We start from the raw sequence: 19,466 nt of genomic DNA on the forward strand, positions 1-19,466 counted from the left end.
GGCATCGACGAGTCCCGCTCTCGTGCTAAAAGTCAGGAAATATAATGCCTTTGATGAAATCCTGGGTGAACTCAGCCAATGATGAGGCCCATCCCTTTCCTCTGAACAACCTGCCCTATGGGGTATTTTCGACCGAAGATGGCGAGCCGCGTTGCGGTGTGGCCATTGGCGACATGATCCTGGACGTCTGCGCCGCCGAGGCCGAAGGTCTGATTGCGCTGATCGACGAACCCCTGTTCGATTTACCCTTCTGGAACCCGTTGATGGAAGAAGGCCCGGCTGTCTGGACTGCGTTGCGAGACCGGCTGAGAAGCCTGTTGGCCGAAGGCTCGGAAGACCAAACTAGAGTTGAGCTTTTGCTTGTCGCACAAGACGATGCCGAGATGCATATGCCTTTCGCGGTCAGCGAATACACTGATTTCTATGCCGGTCGTCATCACGCCCAGAATGTCGGCACAATGTTTCGCGGTCCAGAAAACGCGCTGCCGCCGAACTGGCTGCATATCCCGATCGGCTACAACGGGCGAGCATCATCGGTGGTTGTCTCGGACACGGATATTCGCCGACCGTGGGGACAGCTGAAAGGACCGAACGACGCACTGCCCCGGTTTGCCCCGTCGCAACGGTTCGACATTGAGCTTGAGATGGGTGCCATCGTTGGCACCCCCTCTGATGGTCCCATCTCGGTACAGGAGGCAGATAACAACATCTTTGGATACGTGCTGCTGAACGACTGGTCGGCGCGCGACATTCAGGCCTGGGAATATCAGCCCTTGGGGCCGTTTCAGGCCAAGGCCACCGCGACCTCAATCAGCCCTTGGATCGTGACCAAAGCTGCGCTGGAGCCGTTCCGCTGCGACACCCCTGCGCGGGAGTTCGAGTTGCTGGATCACCTGCAAGATTGCGGCCCGATGCTGTATGACATCGACCTGTCGATAACGATGGCCCCCAAGGGCAAGACGGCCACAACCATTGCCAGGACCAACTATAATGAGATGTATTACTCGGCGGCGCAGCAATTGGCCCATCACACCACATCCGGCTGCCCGATGAATACAGGCGATTTGCTGGGCTCCGGTACGATCTCCGGCCCGGAAAAGCAGAATCGCGGGTCCCTTCTGGAACTCAGCTGGGGAGGCAAGGAGCCGATTACGCTAGACACCGGCGAGACCCGCAGCTTCATCGAAGACGGCGATACCCTGACCCTTTCAGGCGCAGCCAAAGGCGATGGCTACACAATCGGGTTCGGTGACTGCACAGGGCAGCTTCTGCCGGCGCTCGACGATCCATACGGCAGATGACGGTCTGATCATAAGCGTTTCAAGAATACCCACGCCGGAGGCTTCGCGATCCAACCACCGGCGCAACGTCAGAAGGATAAAACCACATGGCCAAGGCATTTGCGTCGCAAGGCGACCTGACCGAAAAGAAAATCACCTTTGATGAGATCGGCGATGGCCTGTGGGCCTTCACCGCCGAAGGCGACCCGAATTCGGGCGTCATCATCGGCGATGACAGCGTCATGATTGTCGAAGCTCAGGCCACACCGCGTCTGGCGAACAAAGTGATTGAGAAGGTGCGCGAGGTCACCGACAAGCCGATCAGCCACCTGGTTCTGACCCATTACCACGCAGTACGGGTTCTGGGGGCCTCGGCATACAACGCACCGCAAGTGATCATGTCCGATGTTGCCCGTTCGATGGTGGTAGAACGCGGGCAGGAAGACTGGGACAGCGAATTCCAACGCTTTCCGCGCCTATTTGAGGGCCATGAAAGCATTCCGGGTCTGACCTACCCGACCACCACCTTCAGCGACAGCATGACCGTCTATCTCGGCAACCGTCGCGTCGATATCAAACAGATCGGCCGCGCCCATACTGCAGGCGATGCGGTGATCCACGTGCCCGACCAAAACGTTATGTTTACCGGCGATATCGTCGAGGACCATTCGGCCTGCTATTGCGGCGACGGCTACTTTTCAGATTGGTGTCAGACACTGGACAATATCAAAGCCTATGATGTCGACGCCATCGCCCCGGGCCGCGGCGGTGCGCTGATCGGCAAAGAGGCGGTCGAGCGCGCGATCGAAAGTACACGCGACTTCGTCAACTCAACCTATGAGCCCGCAAAGAAGGTGGCCATGAAAGGCGGCAGCCTGAAAGACGCCTGGGACGCGGTCCGCGATGCCTGCGACCCCAAGTTCAAAGACTACGCCATCTACGAACACTGCCTGCCGTTCAACGTCTCGCGCGCATATGACGAAGCGCGCGGTATCTGGCACCCACGCATCTGGACCGACAAACGGGATCTCGAAATGTGGGAACAACTGCAAGGGTGATCCCAGATCATCTCAGCCATATTCTGCAAGGTAGGTACGACGATGTTTCAAGACCGATATTCCCTCGCCTTCAAGCTTTACCCGTATGAAAAGTCCAAGGATCAGGACAAGTCTGATGCGGTGCGACACCCGGTCGTCATCGTTGGCGGTGGCCCAATCGGTCTGGCCACAGCGCTTGATCTGGGTCGGCAGGGCATCCCGGCCCTGGTTCTGGACGACCATGAAGGAATCGGCATGGGCAGCCGTGCCATCTGCTTTGCCAAGCGGACGTTGGAAATCGCAGACCGCTATGGTTGCGGCGCACCCATGCTGGACAAAGGGGTGGTCTGGAACGTCGGAAAAGTGTTTCAGGATGACCGGCAGGTTTACGAATTCAACCTGTTGCCCGAGTCCGGACATCGCAACCCTGCATTCATCAACCTTCAGCAGCCATACTTTGAAAAGTTCATTTTCGACGCCATTTGCACTGAACAGGAGCGAGGCGCGCCGATCGAGATCCGTGGCAAGAACCGGGTCGATGCCATAGATGTGAAAGACGACCATGTCGTTCTTTCCGTCGAAACCCCGGACGGGCCATATCAGCTTGAGGCAGACTGGATGATCGCCTGCGATGGCGCTGGTTCGCCAACGCGTGACATGCTTGGTCTAGGCTTTGAAGGTCGTGTGTTTCAGGACAGTTTCCTGATTGCCGACATCAAGATGAAGAGTACCGAGTTTCCGACAGAACGCTGGTTCTGGTTCGAACCATACTTCAAATCCGGCGCCTCGACCCTGCTGCACAAACAACCCGACGACGTGTGGCGCGTTGATTTCCAGATCGGCTGGGATGTCGACCGCAAAGAGGAACTGAAAGAGGAAAACATCCGCAGGCGGCTGGATGCGATGCTGGGCGATGATGTTGACTATGAAATGGTCTGGTCGTCTATTTACACCTTCCAGTGCCGCCGCATGGATAAGTTCCGCCACGGTCACGTTCTGTTCGCTGGTGATGCCGCGCATCAGGTGTCACCGTTCGGTGCGCGTGGCGCAAATTCCGGGTTTCAGGACGTCGATAACCTTGGTTGGAAGCTTGGGCTTGTGATCTCGGGCAAAGCCCCGGAAAGTCTGCTGGACACCTATGATGACGAACGGATTTACGGCGCGGATGAAAACATCCTGAATTCGACCCGATCAACCGATTTCATCACTCCGAAATCAAAGGTGAGCAAGTATTTTCGGGATGCTGTCCTCAATCTGGCAGAACGCTTTACGTTTGCGCGGCCTCTGGTGAATTCGGGACGTTTATCAGTGCCTTGCACCTATGATCACTCGCCATTGAATGGTGCAGACGATCTTCCCGGAGGTCCTGTTGCGTCCCGGGTGGGGTCTCCGTGCAAAGACGCGCCGGTTGGTGATGGCTACCTGCTTGATCAGCTTGGAAATGACTTTGTAATTTTGGCGATCAACACCGATGTCCCGAACGGCGTCGATATCGACGGGATCAAAGTCAGAAGCGTATCCCTGAACACCACTGATGATCCTACGGGCGCTTTGACGGACCGGTATCTTGGTTCGGAAAGCCAGGCGGTCTACCTCATCCGCCCTGATCAGCATGTCACGGCGCGCTGGCGTGAATACGACGAGGATGCACTGCGTTCAGCAGTCCGGAAAGCCTGCGGAAAGGAATAAGCCGATGCCCCTGATTACTGAACCCAACCTGTATTCACCGGATGATTTTTACGCAGACCTCATTGCCGCGCATGAGGGGTTGTCGGATGAGGAAAGCGAGGCGCTGAACTCTCGCCTTATACTCATCCTGTCCAATCACATCGGAGAGCGGGAAACACTGAAACAGGCGCTAGAGGCTGCAAAGAAAACCTGACCTCTTTTTGGTTTGCCCGTCAATTTTCGCGCAGAAACACCCCCGAGCCCGCGGTAGGAAAGCGCCACCTGTTTTTCTATGTCCTGCGCAATCGGGCCTGTCGTCTAAACCTGCGGACTGGCCCGAGTCCTATCTGTTCATACGTTCTGTTCGGGTTTTTTCATTCCCAAGGTTTTCAGAGTTTCAGCCGTTGTTTGGCTCCAGCGGTCCCGCAAGGAACTGTTTTTATTCCGCCGCAGGCCAAGGGATTTTAAAAACTCAAACCGTTTTGGATCGTCGCCTCCGAAAGACACTGCGACGCGAGGCCACCAGTAGTCCACCGAGTCCTGCATATGCTGGTCTTCGCCCTTTTCGATCAGCTTCGTCGCGCCTTCCAAGGCCAAATCGCCGTGGTGCGCTTCGCTTGGGGCAATCGAACGGAACGCTTCGGCCAGGGGTTGGTAGGAAATCGTTGAATACTCGGCCAATTGTTCAGCTACGGCTCGGCTCATGAGTAGGTTCATAATCACAGCGTCCGTCCAGCCCGAGAAAGGATAGTTGAACACGGCCAAACGCATGTCATGCTCGGAACGTGTCGCTCCGATATCCGCGTCGCGGCCTAGCCGCGCCGTCCAGGGATGATGGTTTGCGTAGCGGTCCGTGTCGGCTCCGAACTCTCCCATGATGTTCAGAACACGGTGCGCATGGTCCGTTTTCTCAAGCACGATCTTGGCCGCGGCGATACGTTCTTTGATTCCCGGCCCAAGATTAATGATGTCAGCAAAGCCCGCAGCCCCGGCCAGCTCACTGTCTACAAAAGTCGCCATCAGTTTCAGCAACTCAGCGCGATAGCGTGGGGGTACATTCGACGGGTTGGTCAGCACGCCACCTGCGGCAAGATAGCTATCGAGGGTCATTGTGTCGGTCATGTCGGCCTCCCGTTTACTGGTCATAGTCAACGACCACGCGGTCTGTTACGGGATAGGCTTGGCAGCTCAGCACATAGCCTTTCTCAACTTCGTAATCTTCAAGCGCGTGATTGGCGATCATCTCGACCTCTCCTTCTAGCACTTTGCAGCGGCAGGTCGAACACACACCCGCCTTGCAGGCATAGGGGGCATCCATTGCATTTTCCAAAGCGGCATCCAGAATGGACAGGTTCTTCGGAATAGTCAGCGACTGCGTAGACCCATCCAGCGTAATGGATGCACTGGTCTGATTGTCTTTCCTGTCAGCATCCGCCGAACTTGTCTTGCGTTTTGCGCGACCCGGCTGAGCGCTGGCAAACAGTTCGAATTTGATCTGACTGTCATCAAGCCCGTGTTCGCGAAGGGCAGCGGCAATGCCCAGCATCATCGGCTCGGGGCCACAGATAAATGCTGTGTCGACGTTGTCGATATCGACCCAGTGTTTGAACAATTCTGCGCATTTTTCCTGTGTGACCAACCCTGTGAAAAGGTCGATGTCTTGAGCATCGGTCTCAAGAATATGGATCACGTTGAAACGACCCATGTAGAGGTTCTTGAGGTCCTCCAGCTCTTCCCGGAACATGATCGTGTTGATGCCTTTATTGGCATAGATCAGCGTAAACTGCGATTGGGGTTCCCGCGCGAGGGTCGTTTTGAGGATCGACAAAACAGGTGTAACGCCCGAACCTCCGGCAAAACCAAGATATTTCTTTTCGGCGTTCGCATCAATCGGAGCGTGGAAACTGCCCATCGGCGGCATGGCCTGTACGATATCTCCGACGCTCAGTTCTGTGTTTGCCCAGCCTGAGAAGGCCCCGCCCTCGACCCGCTTGATTCCGACCTGCAATACGCCATCGTCTTTGCCCGCACAGATCGAGTAGGACCGGCGCAATTCCTCGCCGTCAAAATCGCGGCGGAAAGTCAGGTATTGACCAGCGGTGAAATCAAATTCTTCCGCCGCACCGTTCATGGGCTCCAGCGTCAAAACCACCGCATCACGGATCGTTTTGTGGATATCGGTGACTTTCAGGTCGTGAAAACGTGCCATCCGGTGCTCCTCCTCAGATGCACTTGAAATAGTCGAAAGGTTCAAGACAGTCCGTACAGCGCCAGTGCGCCTTGCACGGGGTCGAGCCGAACTGGCTGACCTTCTCAACCGCCTTGCTGCCGCAATGTGGGCAACGTTCCGGACCGCCCGCCGGTTGCGGAGGGGCGATGCCATATTCTTCAAGCCGTGCGCGGCCTTTTTCACTCAGCCAATCGGTCGTCCATGCGGGTGAGATACTGGTTTCGATCCGCAGATCCTTTATCCCGTGATCCCGCAGCGCCGTTTCGATGTCCATGCTGATGACGGATGTCGCCGGACAGCCGGAATAGGTCGGTGTGACCGTTACCTTCAACGTGCCACCATCCCAGCAGACATCGCGCACAATACCCAAATCAACCACTGAAATGACCGGAATTTCGGGGTCCGGAACGGCATCCAGCCACTCCCAAATCTGGTCTGTCGGCACCTGGTTCATTTTGGCTTACCAGCTTGCGCCGGGATAGGCGCGTTGCAGCCACTGCATCTGCGTCAGCAAGTGCCCCAGATGTTCAGTATGCATCTTCCCGTTGCGCCCGCCGTTGTGTGCAAATTCGCTTTCCGGGATTGTGAGCGTTGCATCCGCCAATACCCGCTGGACCAAAGCGTCAAACTCGGCGCGCAGATTGGCGGGGTCAGGCGCAATACCTGCCTTTGCCATCTCGGCGTCGATCTCGTCGCTGGCGAACATCTCACCAACGTAAGGCCACAGGTAGTCCAGCGCCGCTTGCATCCGATCATGGCTTTCAGCTGTTCCGTCGCCCAATCCGACAACCGTGTCGCTTGAGCGTTCCAGGTGATACGCAACCTCTTTGCTGGCCTTGGCCGCAATTGCTGCGACTCGTTCGTCTAACGATTTGATCAGACGCCCCAGCATGATCGAGTGCCACGCATCAAACAGGAACTGACGCATCATGGTCCGGCCGAAATCTTCGTTCGGAACCTCGACCATCAATACGTTGCGGAAATCCCAGGCATCGCGAAGGAACGCTAGGTCATCTGCGCTTTTGCCACCATCTACTTCACCGGCAAGGCCCAACCACATCTGGGTTTGGCCGATCAGGTCCAGCGCGGTGTTGGCCAATGCGATGTCTTCTTCGAGCACTGGCGCATGGCCGCACCACTCACTCACGCGGTGACCAAGGATGAGCGTGTTGTCACCCATTCTCAGCAGAAACTGCTGGAAAGCTTCGTCGCGGGTCATCACATCGCCCCCACTTCGTCGGGGATGTCAAAAAATGTCGGGTGACGATAAACCTTGCTTTCGCTGGGCTCATAAAGCGGGCCTTTGTCACTGGGTGACGAGGCCGAGATGTTGTTCGCTTCGACCACCCAGATCGATACGCCTTCGTTGCGGCGCGTATAAACATCGCGCGCATTCTTGATCGCCATTTCCGCATCTGGGGCGTGCAGCGAACCGACATGACGGTGGCTCATGCCATGCTGACCGCGGATAAAGATTTCCCATAGGGGCCATTCGTTTTTCATAGGGTTTCCTCCTCAGGTCAGGCTTATTCAGCAGCCAGATGGCGGGCACGTTTCTTCTTTGCGTGAGCCAATAATCCATCACGGACCCACTGCCCGTCGTCCCAGGCTTTGTTCCGCGCGGTCAAACGATCGGTGTTGCAAGGACCGTTGCCTTTGATGACGTCAAAGAACTCGGACCAGTCCGGTTCCGAGAAATCGTAATGGCCGCGCTCTTCGTTCCATTTCAGGTCCGGGTCCGGGACGGTCAGCCCAAGGTATTCGGCCTGCGGCACGGTCTGATCAACGAATTTCTGACGAAGTTCGTCATTGGTGTTTATTTTGATCTTCCAAGCCATGGATTGAGCAGAATGCACCGAGTCCTTATCTGAAGGACCGAACATCATCAGCGAAGGGTACCAAAAGCGGTTCAGGGCATCTTGTGCCATCTTCTTCTGCTCTGGCGTGCCCTCGGCCATCTTGCGAATGGCATCGTATCCCTGACGCTGGTGAAAGCTTTCTTCCTTGCAGATACGGATCATGGCGCGTGAGTAAGGCCCGTAAGAGGTGCGCTGCAGCGGGACCTGGTTCATGATCGCGGCACCGTCAACCAGCCAGCCAACTGCGCCGATATCGGCCCAATTCAGCGTAGGATAGTTGAAGATCGACGAGTATTTCATTCGGCCGTCCAGAAGCATCTCGGTCAACTCGTCCCGGCTGACGCCCAGTGTTTCCGCTGCGCCATGTAGGTAAAGCCCGTGCCCGGCCTCGTCCTGAACCTTGGCCAGCAGGATCGCCTTGCGCTCCAACGTGGGTGCGCGGGTGATCCAGTTGCCCTCAGGCAGTTGTCCGACGATCTCAGAATGGGCGTGCTGACCAATCTGGCGGATCAGTGTCTTGCGATACCCTTGCGGCATCCAATCCTTCGGCTCAATCTTGATGTCTGCGTCAATCTTTGCCTGAAATTCGGCAAGCTTTTCGGGGTCGTCATTCGTGGCCTCGGACTTAACCATTTGTGCGTACATCGTTTTTCCTCCTCTCAGGCTGAGCCAGAATTGAACCAATGTGCGCGGTCAACTCTGTGATCTGCCTATCAAACCCGTTCCAAAATCAAAGCTGCGCCCTGCCCTACACCCACGCACATTGTGCACAGCGCATACTGCCCGCCTGTCCGGCGCAGTTGGTAGGCCGCAGTCAACACCAGTCGCGCCCCGGACATGCCAAGAGGGTGGCCAATAGCAATGGCACCGCCATTGGGGTTAACGTGTGGCGCATCGTCCGGCAGACCCAATTCCCGAAGCGTCGCCAACCCCTGAGACGCAAATGCTTCGTTCAACTCTATCACATCCATCTGTTCAATAGTCAGTCCGGCCCGTGCCAATACCTTGCGGCTGGCGGGAACAGGGCCAATTCCCATGATGCGCGGTTCGACACCGGCAACCGACATCCCCACGACCCGAGCAATCGGGGTAAGACCGTTCTTTTCCGCCGACGACTCATTCGCCATCAAAATGGCTGCCGCTCCGTCATTGACCCCGGACGCATTTCCAGCCGTGACAGTCTTATCTGGTCCGTTCACGCCCTTGAGACCCGACAGTTTTTCTGCCGTTGTCCCCGGTCGAGGGTGTTCATCGGTGTCAATCACGATCGGATCACCCTTCCGCTGCGGAACCGAGACCGGAGTGATTTCGTCCGCGAACAGCCCGGCCTCATGCGCAGCTGCCCAACGGGCTTGGCTGCGTGCAGCAAAACTGTCCTGATCCACGCGGCTGATGGCATAATCAGCAGCCACATTGTCAGCGGTTTGCGGCATCGAGTCGATGCCATAATCCTGTTTCATCTTGGGGTTCACAAAACGCCAGCCAATGGTGGTGTCGTAAACCGCGTTGCTGCGTGTGAACGCAGCTGTCGCCTTGGGCATCACGAAGGGCGCACGGGACATGCTTTCTACGCCACCTGCGATCGCCAGGTCATAGTCACCCGCCTTGATTCCCCGAGCCACCATCCCAACCGCATCCATACCGCTGGCGCACAGTCGGTTTACGGTGGTTCCCGGAACATCAACCGGCAACCCGGCCAACAAGGCCGCCATCCGTGCCACGTTCCGGTTGCTTTCACCGGCCTGGTTTGCATCCCCATAAACAACATCATCCACACTTGACCAATCAACTTGCGGGTTCCGCTCTTTCAAAGCAGCGAGCGGAATGGCCGCCAGATCATCCGCGCGGACCGACGACAAAGCACCACCGTACCGACCAATCGGAGTGCGCGTCGCGTCGCAAATGAATGCATCCATGTGTGAATTCTCCCGTACGTTCACGTTCATTCATAGACCGTATGGTCGGTTTATATTGTCGCGACTGATTCGAAGCAAGCGTCATGTTACCAAATTTTGGTTAACTTGCCTAACTTCGTAACATGTAACATGATCAGCTTGCCACGATGTTTTCCCGCACAAACCAAACCTGCGCTCTCCTCAACATCAGAAGGGAAATTTTGTCAGAACCTAGCTACTCAGTTCTGTTTCCAGAGTTGCAAGTTCTGGCCGCGGCAACCTTTCCAAAAGCTTGGATACGGACTCGCGGCAGGCTGGACCCTTCCAGTCAGTCGGCAGAAAATGCGCTGGCAAAACCGGGTGCCGCAGTATGATGCGGCGCCATTTATGGACGATAAGAACGCGCAGCATTGCCCTTTTCATCGGGTCATCCACCCCGGCCTGCGGCAACAACTCATCAATAGCGCAAGCTGTTTTCCAAAATTCATCATATGCGCGTTTCAACTGCTCTGGCCCGAACAAGTCTTGTAACCACTTGGGAACAGAAACCGCACTGGTTTCAAAACCCAACAAGTCTTCCAGATCGTCCGGCATTGGTCCCGACGCCATCGCCGTTGCGGGATTCAATGACACATAGTCCCCTGTCAGCAACAGATCTGCGAGTTCCTTTCGGGATGAATCCGAGCTACTTGAAATCAGCACATGCCAGATTTCTGGCGAGCTTGTTTCGCGGGCATAAATTCGCGGCGCGGCAGTCGCGCTCTGATTACGGCCATATTGAGTAAGACGATGAACGCTTGCCCGTCCAACACGCGTACTTTCGATCCAGCCCTCTTTGCGCAATCGGTGCAATGCCACCCTGGTCGCTTCGGCCTTGATACCAACAAGACTTGTCAACGCCGTAATCAGTGACCCGCTTATTTGATCCGATTTGTTTTGCGCCAGATCGCCAAAAATCGTGACAAGCACCGACCACACCCGCAGGGAACCCTCGGACGTTAAATGACTGACACACGTGTCGAACCAGTCTGAGGCAGCGTCTTTCATGGGCCCAGTATAAGCGGGCCGGATTGAATTACCATCCGGCCCGTCATCATCAGTATGCCACCATTGTCAGCAGCTCGTATTCTGCAACCAGTTCATCATCCTGCTGGGTCAGGGTGACGTGCCAGCGCACTTCGCCATACTGATCGTTTCGTTTTGTCTTTGACTTGACGGTCAGGCTAACCTTGATGCTGTCCCCTGCCACGACGGGTTTCATGAAGCGCAACCCGTCCAAGCCCGTGTTGGCCAGGACCGGTCCTTCGTTCGGCTCGACAAACAAACCGGCTGCGAACGACAACAGAAGATATCCATGCGCGACACGACCCGGAAAGAACGGGTTGCGTTTCGCGGCGGCCTCGTCGGTGTGCGCATAGAATGTATCGCCGGTGAAGTCCGCGAAATGCTGGATGTCGTCGATCGTTATTGTCCGCGGCTCTGTATGGAGTGTCTCACCAATGGCCAGATCATTGAACCGGCGGGTGAATGGATGGGCAGGACCCTTAATCTCGGTCGCGCCCGGAACCCATTTGGATCCAATCGCCGTCAACAAGTCGGGTGAACCCTGAATGGCCGTGCGCTGCATGTAGTGTTTCACACCACGCACACCGCCCATTTCCTCACCGCCACCAGCACGACCGGGGCCACCATGAACCATATGCGGCAAGGGTGAGCCGTGGCCGGTGGACTCTTTCATCGAGTCGCGGTTGTTGAAGTAAAGCCGCCCGTGAAAAGCCGCGGCACCCAATGCAAAACTGCGCGCCACGTCTGCGTCTCGGGTAATGACCGAAGCGACCAGAGAGCCCTGCCCCTGGTTCGCCAGCTCAATCGCGTGATCCGTGTCCCGATACCCCATGATGGTACTGACGGGGCCGAAGGCTTCGGTGTCATGAACGCGCTTTGCCGTATCGGGGTTAGCGCAATGGAACAGCATTGGCGGCAAGAAAGCCCCCTTGTCACTATCTGCGCCGTCAACGTCGAACGCGTCCGGGTTGCCAAACACGCGCTCCGCCTCCTGGCCAATGATCGCCGCCTTTTCCAGTACGTCCCGTTTCTGGCTATTAGAGATCAAAGCACCCATGCGCGTGGTTTCAAGTTTCGGGTCACCAATGACTGTTTTTTCAAGCCGTGCGGAAAGGGCTTCGATCACCGCCTGCACATGGGTTTCGGGTGCGATTATCCGGCGGATTGCGGTACATTTCTGACCCGCTTTCGTGGTCATCTCGCGCTGAACCTCCTTGACGAACAGATCAAACTCAGGCTTTCCGGGTTCCGCATCAACGCCCAGAACTGAACAATTCAGGCTGTCCTGCTCCGCCACAAAACGCACTGAGTTTTCAAGAATAACAGGATTGGACCGTAACTTCAGCGCGGTATCGGCGGATCCGGTAAAACTGACCACATCCTGCATGGTCAGATGATCCAGCATATCACCCAGTCCACCTGACACGAGCTGCAAAGCTCCGGCAGGTAGAATGCCTGACTCCAGCATCAGCCGCACGCACAGTTCGGTGACATAACAGGAATTCGTCGCCGGCTTGACGATGGCCGGCACACCCGCCAGCAAAGTCGGAGCAAGCTTTTCCAACATGCCCCAAACCGGAAAGTTGAACGCGTTGATATGGACTGCCACACCACGCAGCGGTGTGCAGATGTGCTGACCCAGAAACGTACCATTGCGCGAAAGCTGCTCGACATCACCATCCAGATAGACGTGACCATCCGGCATATCGCGGCGGCCTTTCGAGGCAAACACGAACATTGTGCCGATCCCGCCGTCGATATCGATCAGATGATCCGACTGGGTCGCGCCGGTATTGAAAGACAGGTCGTACATGACCTGTTTGTGCTGACCCAGATGCTGCGCCAGCGCCTTCAGCATCTTGGCGCGCTCGTGAAAGGTCAACTCGCGCAACGTCGGTCCACCGACATTGCGCGCATAGTCCAACATTCCCTGCGCATCCAAACCGTTATTGCCTGCAATCGCGAAAACCTCTCCTGTCACGGCGCTGGCAATATTGCGGGCCCCTTCACCCGGCGCGATCCACTCACCGGCCGCGAAACTTGAAATTTGCTGGATCGTCATGAGTCTCTCCTCAGTCCTGAGATGATCTTCGCGGCCCTATGCGCGCGGTTATGATTATCATATTATTCACCGTATGGTCGGTCATTAAATTGACCGGGCTTTTTCTTGCCTTGGCCACCTCAAACCTGCGCGGGTAGCCGGGCGAACCCGCGAAATCGAATACGCCTTCCGCGTTTTGCTCCGTCGGTGATCTGATAATCTGGAAAGCGGTCCAAAAACCGGCTGACTGCAATCTTGCCCTCCATCCGGGCTAGAGTCAGACCGACGCACGTGTGCGGACCACCGGCAAACGCGTGGTGCTTGTTGGGTCGGCGGTCCAGTAGCATGTCGTCTGGCCGCTCAAACTGCCGTGGGTCGCGGTTGGCGGCCCCTATGCACAGGTGAATATCCGTGCCCGCCGGAATGGTGAAACCGTGAAACGTTACATCTTCGGTAGTCAGACGGTTCCCGAACTGGTTCGGGCTTTCCAAGCGCAAGAACTCATCCACTGCCGTGGAGATCAGGTTGGGACTGCTCAGCAACTCGGTTCGTTTGTCGCGGTGCCGATCTAGCAGCTCCAGCGCATTGCCGATTAGGTTCGTCGTCGTTTCATGCCCTGCATTCAGGATGAAGATGCAGTTTTGATACAGCTCGACCTCCGTCAGACCACCATCCGAGTCATCCTGTATCAGCCGTGTCAGAACATCCGTCTCGGGGTTGCCGGGATTGGATCTTCGGTCATCAATGATATGCCGCAGGAACGCCTTGAATTCCGAGACTGCGCGGTTGCCCCACTCTTCTTGTTCCGGCGTCAGTTCCGGCTCCAATGCGCCGAGTATAGCCAAGGACCAGTCGCGCAAGGGCCCGCGCTCGGATCTGGGAATACCCAACAGGTTGCCGATGATTTCAATCGGAATCGCCCCCGCGAAATCCTCAATCAACTCGACCGCGCCCTTGGCCTGCATCTGATCCAGCAAACTGTCGACAAGCGCGATCAAGCCCGGCTCCATCTGCGCCAAAGCGCGCGGATTCATCGCGCCGACCATCACCTTCCGGACGCGGGTGTGCAAGGGCGGGTCGTTGAACACCAGACTGTTGGTGTGGTGTTCGTAAAGCGGACTGTCGACCCCGAATTTGGGGCCAAACACCGGTTTCTTGTCTGAGATGAAGCGCGCCGTATCCCGGTAAACCAGATCCAGATCCTCGTAACGCGACAGGATCACCGAGCCGTCGGGCTGAAGGCAAACCGGTGTCTCTTCGCGCAGGGCGGAATAGGCTGGATAAGGGTCTTCGTGAAACCCATCCGGAAGCGAAGTCAGTGAGAACATCAGTGACCCATCGCCCCCATATGCTCGGGCAGCACCAGCACCAGCCACGGTATCAGGACAATCAAAGCCAGGCGGAAGATGTCGGCGATCCAGAACGGAGTAACACCTTTGAAGATCGTTCCGGTCGAAACATCCCCAACGACACCTTTCAAGATAAACACGTTCAGACCAACTGGTGGGGTGATCAGGCTGATTTCCGTCACGACAACAACCACGATACCGAACCAGATCGGATCATAGCCCAGCGACGTCACCAGCGGGAAAAAGATCGGCACGGTCAGCAAGAGCATCGACAACGATTCAAACACGCAGCCCAGGATGATGTAGATTCCCAGAATCATCAGGATCACCACGAAAGGTTCCACGTCATATGCCGTGACCAATGCAATCAGCGCCTCGGGCAAACCAGCAAGATTGATGAAGTTCGAAAATATCTGCGCCCCGATCAAAACCGAGAACAAGGCCGCGGCGGTATAGGTTGTTTCTTTCAGAACCTCGAAGGTCGAAGACAGGCTCAACCCGCCACGCGACAGAGCGATCAAGAAGGCCCCCATAGCTCCCATGCCGGCCGCTTCCGTCGGGCTGAACGTCAGGTTCAAAGGGTGGAAATCGAAGGCACCGTAAAGCCCACCGATGACCAAGAAGAACAGCAACAAAACCGCCCACACCGAACGCAACGCTGACAACCGTTCGCCCCAACCGTGTTTCTCACCGGCCGGGCCGGATTCTGGATTGCGCCAGACGGTCCAGCGGACGGCAAACAAGTACAGCAGGATGCCAAGCACACCGGGAATGATACCGGCGACAAACAGCTTGCCGATGGATGTTTCGGTTAACAGACCATAAATTACCAGGATCACGGACGGCGGGATCAGAATACCCAACGTACCTCCGGCGGCAATTGACGCAGTCGAAAGCTCATCCGAATACCGATAACGGCGCATTTCCGGCATGGCGACTTTGGACATCGTTGCAGCCGTTGCGAGGGACGAGCCGCAGATGGCCGAGAACCCACCACAGGCTGCGACCGTAGCCATCGCAATCCCGCCTTTGAAATGCCCGAGAAAAGCGTTCGATACGGCGTAAAGTTCGCGGGCAAGCCCGCCCTTGTTCACGAACAATCCCATCAGGATAAACAGCGGAATAACCGAAAGGCCGTAGTCCTGTGCTGTGTCGGTGATCTGGCGGCCCACCATTGACATTGCTGCCTTTAAGCCGCGCTCCGAGAAAATGCTGTCGCCACGCTCATATGCAAAACCCAGCGTCCCGACGAGGCCCATTGCGAAAACAATCGGCAAGCGCAGAAGCACGAGAACTAGAACAAGGGCAAAACCGATCAGCGCGGCAGTCATTGGTGGTGCTCCGACAAAGTGTGGGGGGCGAAGATATACAGAAGGCCGGTCACAATCATCGCGACGGCCGTGATTGCGGTGGACGCAGCAATGAACCAGCCGACATAGAAAACGGGGATCGCCAAATACTCGGTAACATCACCATAATCCCGCGCCCGTTCAGCCAGAACCCAGACCCTTTGAATGGGCCAGAAAAGAATGATGCCCGAGAACAGATAGACAACTGCATCCCGTGCACGGCTCAGACGAAGTCGGGAAAACAGTCCATCCGTCAGGTCGACCGCAATTTGGCCCTTACCAGCTGAGATCATCGGAAGAACCGAGAAAACGAGGATGGCCATTAGAATGCGCGTCAGCTCGGTCGCCGCTTCGATCGGCGCGTTGAACACGGACCGAAGGATAACGTCACAAAACGTCATGACCATAAGGATAAACAGCGCCACACAAGCCATCAGCGTTGGAAAAACACTGATGCGGCGCGCAAGTGTTACGAGAGATTGCATTTTGAGTCCCCGTCGGAGCGAAATGGTTGGCGGTCTGATACCGCCAACCGGGTCGCGCTATTGCGCGGCCATTTCCTGTACGATCATGTCGTATGCGGCCTGAGCATCGACACCGGCTCCGTTGACTTCGTCCATGACCTTGGTGCGCACATCGACGGCAATCGCATTGAACTTTTCAAGGTCTTCCGCAGATGCCGTGTTGATTGCATTGCCTTCCGTGCCTTCGGTTTCTTCGCGACCAATCGTATCAATCTCATCCCAGATCTTTCCGATTTCACGGCTCAAGGGCTCTCCGAAAACATTCTCTTCCAGCGCCTGCTGAAGATCGGCAGGCAGATCGGCAAACGTGTCCTCGTTCATGATAAAGGCAAAAGACCCGCGATACAGGCCGCCCGGAACTTCGTAAACATTCTGCGCGACTTCGGTCAGTTTAAAGCCTTTGCGGGATTCAAATGGCATCACAACACCATCTGCCGCCTTCGAAGCCAGAGTTTCGTACACTTTCGGAGCCGGTACCTGGATACCCGTTGCACCCAGCGCCGTACCGACATCACCTCCAACGCCGCCAGGTATGCGAACCTTCAGCCCCGATACCTCGTCTAATGAGGTTACAGCGTTGCTGGTATGCAATTGGGCCGGACCGTGGGTGTGCAGGGCAATAACTTTCACACCGCGATGCTCATCTGCTTCTTTGAGGTACTTCTCATAAGCACGCCAATAGGCAACTGATGCCGCCTCGGCCGAACCCTCGAAACCGGGCAATTCGATCAGTTTAGTGGTCACGAAACGACCCGGCTGGTAACCGTGAAAGATGATTGAAGCGTCCGCCGCGCCATCCATGATCAGATCCATCTGGGCAGGCGGCGGTGCAATGCCAAGCTTCAATTCGGCAGTGACCTGTCCATCTGTGGCCTCTTCCACCATCTCGACGAATTTCGGCCACATCTTGGCGTTGATGCCGTGGGTTGGTGGTGCCCAGCTGGAAATGGTCAGCGTGTAGTCAGCGGCAAAAACCGCAGAACCAGTCAACGCCAGTGTCGCACCGGCCAGAAGCGAAGTGAGTTTTGTAAACTTAGCCATTGGATCCTCCCTGATTATGGCAATTTGAGTTCAAAGCCCATGAACCGGGCTTAAATGCAGTAAGTGAGTTGAGCGCCTTAACAGTCTCCTCTCGCAACCTTCCATGAGCCAGGACTTTCAGCATCTACAATATCCATCATTGCACGAGACACCTTAACACCGATTTCATTTTGGTAATTCATTGGTCCCCCGCGCCAGCGTGGAAAACCGTAGCCATGAACCTGAACCATATCCACAGCTTCGGCGTTTTCGGCGACGCCTTCTTCAATGATCAAGCGACCCTCATTGGCCAACACAGCCAGCATGCGAGAAGATATATCCTCTGCCGAGAAGGCTCGGCGGGTTATACCCTGTTCCGCAGAATAGTCTTCGATCAAAGCCTCAACTTCGGGATCTCGGATCGGTGTCCGGTCCCCCTTTTCGTATCGGTACCAACCTTTGCCTGCGCGCTGACCAAATCGCTCCATCTCACACAATTGGTCCGCGATGGGGACATAACGTTCGTTCGGATCGCGCGTGGCCGCGTTGCGTTTGCGATTGGCCCAAGCGATTTGTAACCCGGTCAGATCCTGCAGCTCATACGGCCCCATTGGCATTCCAAAGTCCCGCATCGCCTGATCAATTTGGTAAGGCAGCGCCCCGTCTGCCAGCAGATAGTCAGCCTCGCGCCGATAGGCGGACAGCATTCGGTTTCCGATGAACCCGTCGCAAATGCCCGACAGGACCGACACCTTACGCAACCTCTTGCCAAGCGCAAATCCTGTTGCCACCACTTCGGGTGCCGTGTGCGGGGTATGCACGATCTCAAGCAGCTTCATGACATGGGCCGGACTGAAGAAATGCAAACCGATGCAACGCGCTTGATTCTCAATACCTGCGAATATTTGGACTGGGTCGAGATAGGAGGTGTTGGTAGCAAGAATGGCGTTGGCGTTCATATTTTGCGCCAGTTCTGCAAAGACCTGCTGCTTCACCGTCATGTCCTCGAACACCGCTTCGATCGCCAATTGTGCGTCAGTTGCCGCGGCATAGCTGTCGACGGCGCGAAACCGGGACACGCAATTCTGGAATTCTGCCTCGGTCATCTTTCCGCGTTTGACCGCACCCTTCAGCAAGCCTTCAACCCGTTCGCGGGCCGCTGATGCGGCTTCAGGGTCGCGTTCGATTAACGTGACGGACAACCCGCTGCTCAAGGCAGCAGTTGCGATCCCGGCCCCCATCAAACCACCGCCAACAACGGCTATAAGATTGATTTCACGCGCATCGATATCTTTAATCAATGACGGTTTGGACACGACTCGTTCGGCGAAGAATGCGTACCGCAAAGCCCGGCTTTCCGCGCTATCGCGAAGCGCTAGGTGAAGGGCGCGCTCTTTCGGTTGTGCTTCGGTGAATGGCTCATTTGCCCAGCTTAGCGCGGTCAGGACTTCCAGCGGCGCCTGTTGTCCTTTGGCGCACTTTTTCAATGCTGCGCCAGAGGCTTCAATTAGATCAGGCGCGAAATCAGGAACAGGTCGCTGACTAACCGGCACCGGGCGTTCCGGCAAGTCAGCCACAAAGCTTTCAACCGCGGCTTCAAGATCGTCAGTCACCAGATCGACGCCGCCTAGCTGCTGGATAGCCTCAGCCTTGAGCACCTTGCCCGTGCATGCCATGTCAATCGCTGCTTCCATCCCCATAAGGCGCGGCAAACGTTGCGTCCCACCCGCGCCGGGGATCAGCCCCACTTTGACTTCCGGCAATCCAAATCGAGTTTTTGATACCGCAATCCGCCATGCGCATGCCATCGCCACTTCGAATCCGCCACCCAGAACATTTCCGTGCATACACGCGACAAAGGGAACTTCACTGTCTTCAATCAGCTGAAGGACGTTGGGCAAGTGGGGCTCGACCGGCGCCTTATCGAATTCGGTCATGTCGCCGCCTGCGATAAAGGTTTTACCGGCGCATCGCAGCACTGCCACGCGTGCACCTCTGACAGCAGCAACTGCGTCCGCCAGCCCCTGTCGAACACCAATCGAGGTTGCATTCACTGGCGGGTTGTCGATGGTAACCCACGCAACATCGCCTTTAAACTCAACAGCCACAAGTGACGTATGCGACATTGCCATGCCCTTAAAACGGTTCA

The 19,466-nt window shown here is 56.2% G+C and carries 18 protein-coding genes; 4 read left to right on the forward strand and 14 right to left on the reverse strand.

Annotation, left to right across the window (positions count from 1 at the left end; all coding sequences use genetic code 11):
* The first annotated feature begins 44 nt into the window (after nt 1-44).
* The 4 genes from fahA (at nt 45) to AC2FIT_RS06000 (ending at nt 4,199) form a co-directional block, all read left to right on the forward strand.
* Entirely contained in the window at nt 45-1,301 is a 1,257-nt protein-coding gene (gene fahA, locus AC2FIT_RS05985; protein WP_496827589.1) for a fumarylacetoacetase, read from the forward strand.
* Between the two features lie 86 nt (nt 1,302-1,387).
* Nucleotides 1,388-2,338, forward strand: a complete 951-nt coding sequence (locus tag AC2FIT_RS05990; protein ID WP_496827591.1) for an MBL fold metallo-hydrolase — start codon at nt 1,388-1,390, stop codon at nt 2,336-2,338.
* A gap of 42 nt (nt 2,339-2,380) precedes the next feature.
* Nucleotides 2,381-4,006, forward strand: a complete 1,626-nt coding sequence (locus AC2FIT_RS05995; RefSeq protein ID WP_496827593.1) for an FAD-dependent oxidoreductase — start codon at nt 2,381-2,383, stop codon at nt 4,004-4,006.
* A gap of 4 nt (nt 4,007-4,010) precedes the next feature.
* Nucleotides 4,011-4,199 carry a DUF2783 domain-containing protein gene (locus AC2FIT_RS06000; protein WP_496827595.1) on the forward strand — a complete coding sequence of 63 codons (189 nt, stop codon included), beginning with the start codon at nt 4,011-4,013 and terminating at the stop codon, nt 4,197-4,199.
* A 137-nt stretch (nt 4,200-4,336) separates the two neighbouring features.
* On the opposite strand, the gene AC2FIT_RS06005 is transcribed toward AC2FIT_RS06000, so the two are convergent.
* The 14 genes from AC2FIT_RS06005 to AC2FIT_RS06070 all read right to left on the reverse strand — a co-directional run bounded on the left by AC2FIT_RS06005 (nt 4,337) and on the right by AC2FIT_RS06070 (nt 19,443).
* Nucleotides 4,337-5,107: a Phenylacetic acid catabolic protein gene (locus AC2FIT_RS06005; protein ID WP_496827597.1), complete on the reverse strand. Its 771-nt coding sequence runs from the start codon at nt 5,105-5,107 to the stop codon at nt 4,337-4,339.
* A gap of 13 nt (nt 5,108-5,120) precedes the next feature.
* Nucleotides 5,121-6,194, reverse strand: coding sequence for a 2Fe-2S iron-sulfur cluster-binding protein (locus AC2FIT_RS06010; protein ID WP_496827599.1), 1,074 nt, complete (start codon nt 6,192-6,194; stop codon nt 5,121-5,123).
* Between the two features lie 13 nt (nt 6,195-6,207).
* The gene (gene paaD, locus AC2FIT_RS06015) at nt 6,208-6,669 is read right to left on the reverse strand and encodes a 1,2-phenylacetyl-CoA epoxidase subunit PaaD (RefSeq protein ID WP_496827601.1); all 462 of its coding nucleotides are present in this window, start codon (nt 6,667-6,669) and stop codon (nt 6,208-6,210) included.
* 6 nt (nt 6,670-6,675) lie between these two features.
* Nucleotides 6,676-7,434 (reverse strand): 1,2-phenylacetyl-CoA epoxidase subunit PaaC, encoded by a 759-nt coding sequence (gene paaC / locus AC2FIT_RS06020; RefSeq protein WP_496827603.1) that lies wholly within the window; start codon nt 7,432-7,434, stop codon nt 6,676-6,678.
* On the reverse strand, nt 7,434-7,718 hold the full coding sequence (gene paaB / locus AC2FIT_RS06025) for a 1,2-phenylacetyl-CoA epoxidase subunit PaaB (protein WP_039130972.1): 285 nt from the start codon (nt 7,716-7,718) through the stop codon (nt 7,434-7,436). Before paaB ends, paaC begins: the two co-directional genes overlap by 1 nt.
* 23 nt (nt 7,719-7,741) lie before the next feature.
* On the reverse strand, nt 7,742-8,719 hold the full coding sequence (gene paaA / locus AC2FIT_RS06030; RefSeq protein WP_496827606.1) for a 1,2-phenylacetyl-CoA epoxidase subunit PaaA: 978 nt from the start codon (nt 8,717-8,719) through the stop codon (nt 7,742-7,744).
* 68 nt (nt 8,720-8,787) lie between these two features.
* Nucleotides 8,788-9,990: a 3-oxoadipyl-CoA thiolase gene (gene pcaF, locus AC2FIT_RS06035; protein ID WP_496827608.1), complete on the reverse strand. Its 1,203-nt coding sequence runs from the start codon at nt 9,988-9,990 to the stop codon at nt 8,788-8,790.
* A 210-nt stretch (nt 9,991-10,200) separates the two neighbouring features.
* Nucleotides 10,201-11,016 (reverse strand): PaaX family transcriptional regulator C-terminal domain-containing protein, encoded by an 816-nt coding sequence (locus AC2FIT_RS06040; protein ID WP_496827609.1) that lies wholly within the window; start codon nt 11,014-11,016, stop codon nt 10,201-10,203.
* 49 nt (nt 11,017-11,065) lie between these two features.
* The gene (gene paaZ, locus AC2FIT_RS06045) at nt 11,066-13,096 is read right to left on the reverse strand and encodes a phenylacetic acid degradation bifunctional protein PaaZ (protein WP_496827611.1); all 2,031 of its coding nucleotides are present in this window, start codon (nt 13,094-13,096) and stop codon (nt 11,066-11,068) included.
* A gap of 119 nt (nt 13,097-13,215) precedes the next feature.
* A complete protein-coding gene (locus tag AC2FIT_RS06050) occupies nt 13,216-14,403 on the reverse strand; it encodes a cytochrome P450 (protein ID WP_496827612.1) in 1,188 nt (395 codons plus the stop codon).
* On the reverse strand, nt 14,403-15,755 hold the full coding sequence (locus tag AC2FIT_RS06055; RefSeq protein WP_496827614.1) for a TRAP transporter large permease: 1,353 nt from the start codon (nt 15,753-15,755) through the stop codon (nt 14,403-14,405). Before AC2FIT_RS06055 ends, AC2FIT_RS06050 begins: the two co-directional genes overlap by 1 nt.
* A complete protein-coding gene (locus tag AC2FIT_RS06060; RefSeq protein ID WP_496827616.1) occupies nt 15,752-16,258 on the reverse strand; it encodes a TRAP transporter small permease in 507 nt (168 codons plus the stop codon). The genes AC2FIT_RS06055 and AC2FIT_RS06060 overlap by 4 nt, the downstream gene beginning before the upstream one ends.
* Before the next feature lie 57 nt (nt 16,259-16,315).
* Complete coding sequence (locus AC2FIT_RS06065) at nt 16,316-17,338, reverse strand: TRAP transporter substrate-binding protein (RefSeq protein ID WP_496827618.1); 1,023 nt, start codon at nt 17,336-17,338, stop codon at nt 16,316-16,318.
* A 77-nt stretch (nt 17,339-17,415) separates the two neighbouring features.
* Nucleotides 17,416-19,443: an FAD-dependent oxidoreductase gene (locus tag AC2FIT_RS06070; RefSeq protein ID WP_496827620.1), complete on the reverse strand. Its 2,028-nt coding sequence runs from the start codon at nt 19,441-19,443 to the stop codon at nt 17,416-17,418.
* Nucleotides 19,444-19,466: the final 23 nt, after the last annotated feature.

The organism is Ruegeria sp. YTSA135 (genome assembly GCF_059610165.1).

Bases quoted from the DNA above. Each gene is read 5' to 3' on its own strand.
- AC2FIT_RS06070 (WP_496827620.1), bottom strand. From the start codon at position 19,443: ATGTCGCATACGTCACTTGTGGCTGTTGAGTTTAAAGGCGATGTTGCG.
- paaZ (WP_496827611.1), bottom strand. From the start codon at position 13,096: ATGACGATCCAGCAAATTTCAAGTTTCGCGGCCGGTGAGTGGATCGCG.
- AC2FIT_RS06000 (WP_496827595.1), top strand. From the start codon at position 4,011: ATGCCCCTGATTACTGAACCCAACCTGTATTCACCGGATGATTTTTAC.
- AC2FIT_RS06050 (WP_496827612.1), bottom strand. From the start codon at position 14,403: ATGTTCTCACTGACTTCGCTTCCGGATGGGTTTCACGAAGACCCTTAT.
- AC2FIT_RS06055 (WP_496827614.1), bottom strand. From the start codon at position 15,755: ATGACTGCCGCGCTGATCGGTTTTGCCCTTGTTCTAGTTCTCGTGCTT.
- paaC (WP_496827603.1), bottom strand. From the start codon at position 7,434: ATGACCCGCGACGAAGCTTTCCAGCAGTTTCTGCTGAGAATGGGTGAC.
- paaA (WP_496827606.1), bottom strand. From the start codon at position 8,719: ATGTACGCACAAATGGTTAAGTCCGAGGCCACGAATGACGACCCCGAA.
- AC2FIT_RS06065 (WP_496827618.1), bottom strand. From the start codon at position 17,338: ATGGCTAAGTTTACAAAACTCACTTCGCTTCTGGCCGGTGCGACACTG.
- AC2FIT_RS06010 (WP_496827599.1), bottom strand. From the start codon at position 6,194: ATGGCACGTTTTCACGACCTGAAAGTCACCGATATCCACAAAACGATC.
- paaD (WP_496827601.1), bottom strand. From the start codon at position 6,669: ATGAACCAGGTGCCGACAGACCAGATTTGGGAGTGGCTGGATGCCGTT.
- pcaF (WP_496827608.1), bottom strand. From the start codon at position 9,990: ATGGATGCATTCATTTGCGACGCGACGCGCACTCCGATTGGTCGGTAC.
- AC2FIT_RS05990 (WP_496827591.1), top strand. From the start codon at position 1,388: ATGGCCAAGGCATTTGCGTCGCAAGGCGACCTGACCGAAAAGAAAATC.
- AC2FIT_RS05995 (WP_496827593.1), top strand. From the start codon at position 2,381: ATGTTTCAAGACCGATATTCCCTCGCCTTCAAGCTTTACCCGTATGAA.
- paaB (WP_039130972.1), bottom strand. From the start codon at position 7,718: ATGAAAAACGAATGGCCCCTATGGGAAATCTTTATCCGCGGTCAGCAT.
- fahA (WP_496827589.1), top strand. From the start codon at position 45: ATGCCTTTGATGAAATCCTGGGTGAACTCAGCCAATGATGAGGCCCAT.
- AC2FIT_RS06040 (WP_496827609.1), bottom strand. From the start codon at position 11,016: ATGAAAGACGCTGCCTCAGACTGGTTCGACACGTGTGTCAGTCATTTA.
- AC2FIT_RS06060 (WP_496827616.1), bottom strand. From the start codon at position 16,258: ATGCAATCTCTCGTAACACTTGCGCGCCGCATCAGTGTTTTTCCAACG.
- AC2FIT_RS06005 (WP_496827597.1), bottom strand. From the start codon at position 5,107: ATGACCGACACAATGACCCTCGATAGCTATCTTGCCGCAGGTGGCGTG.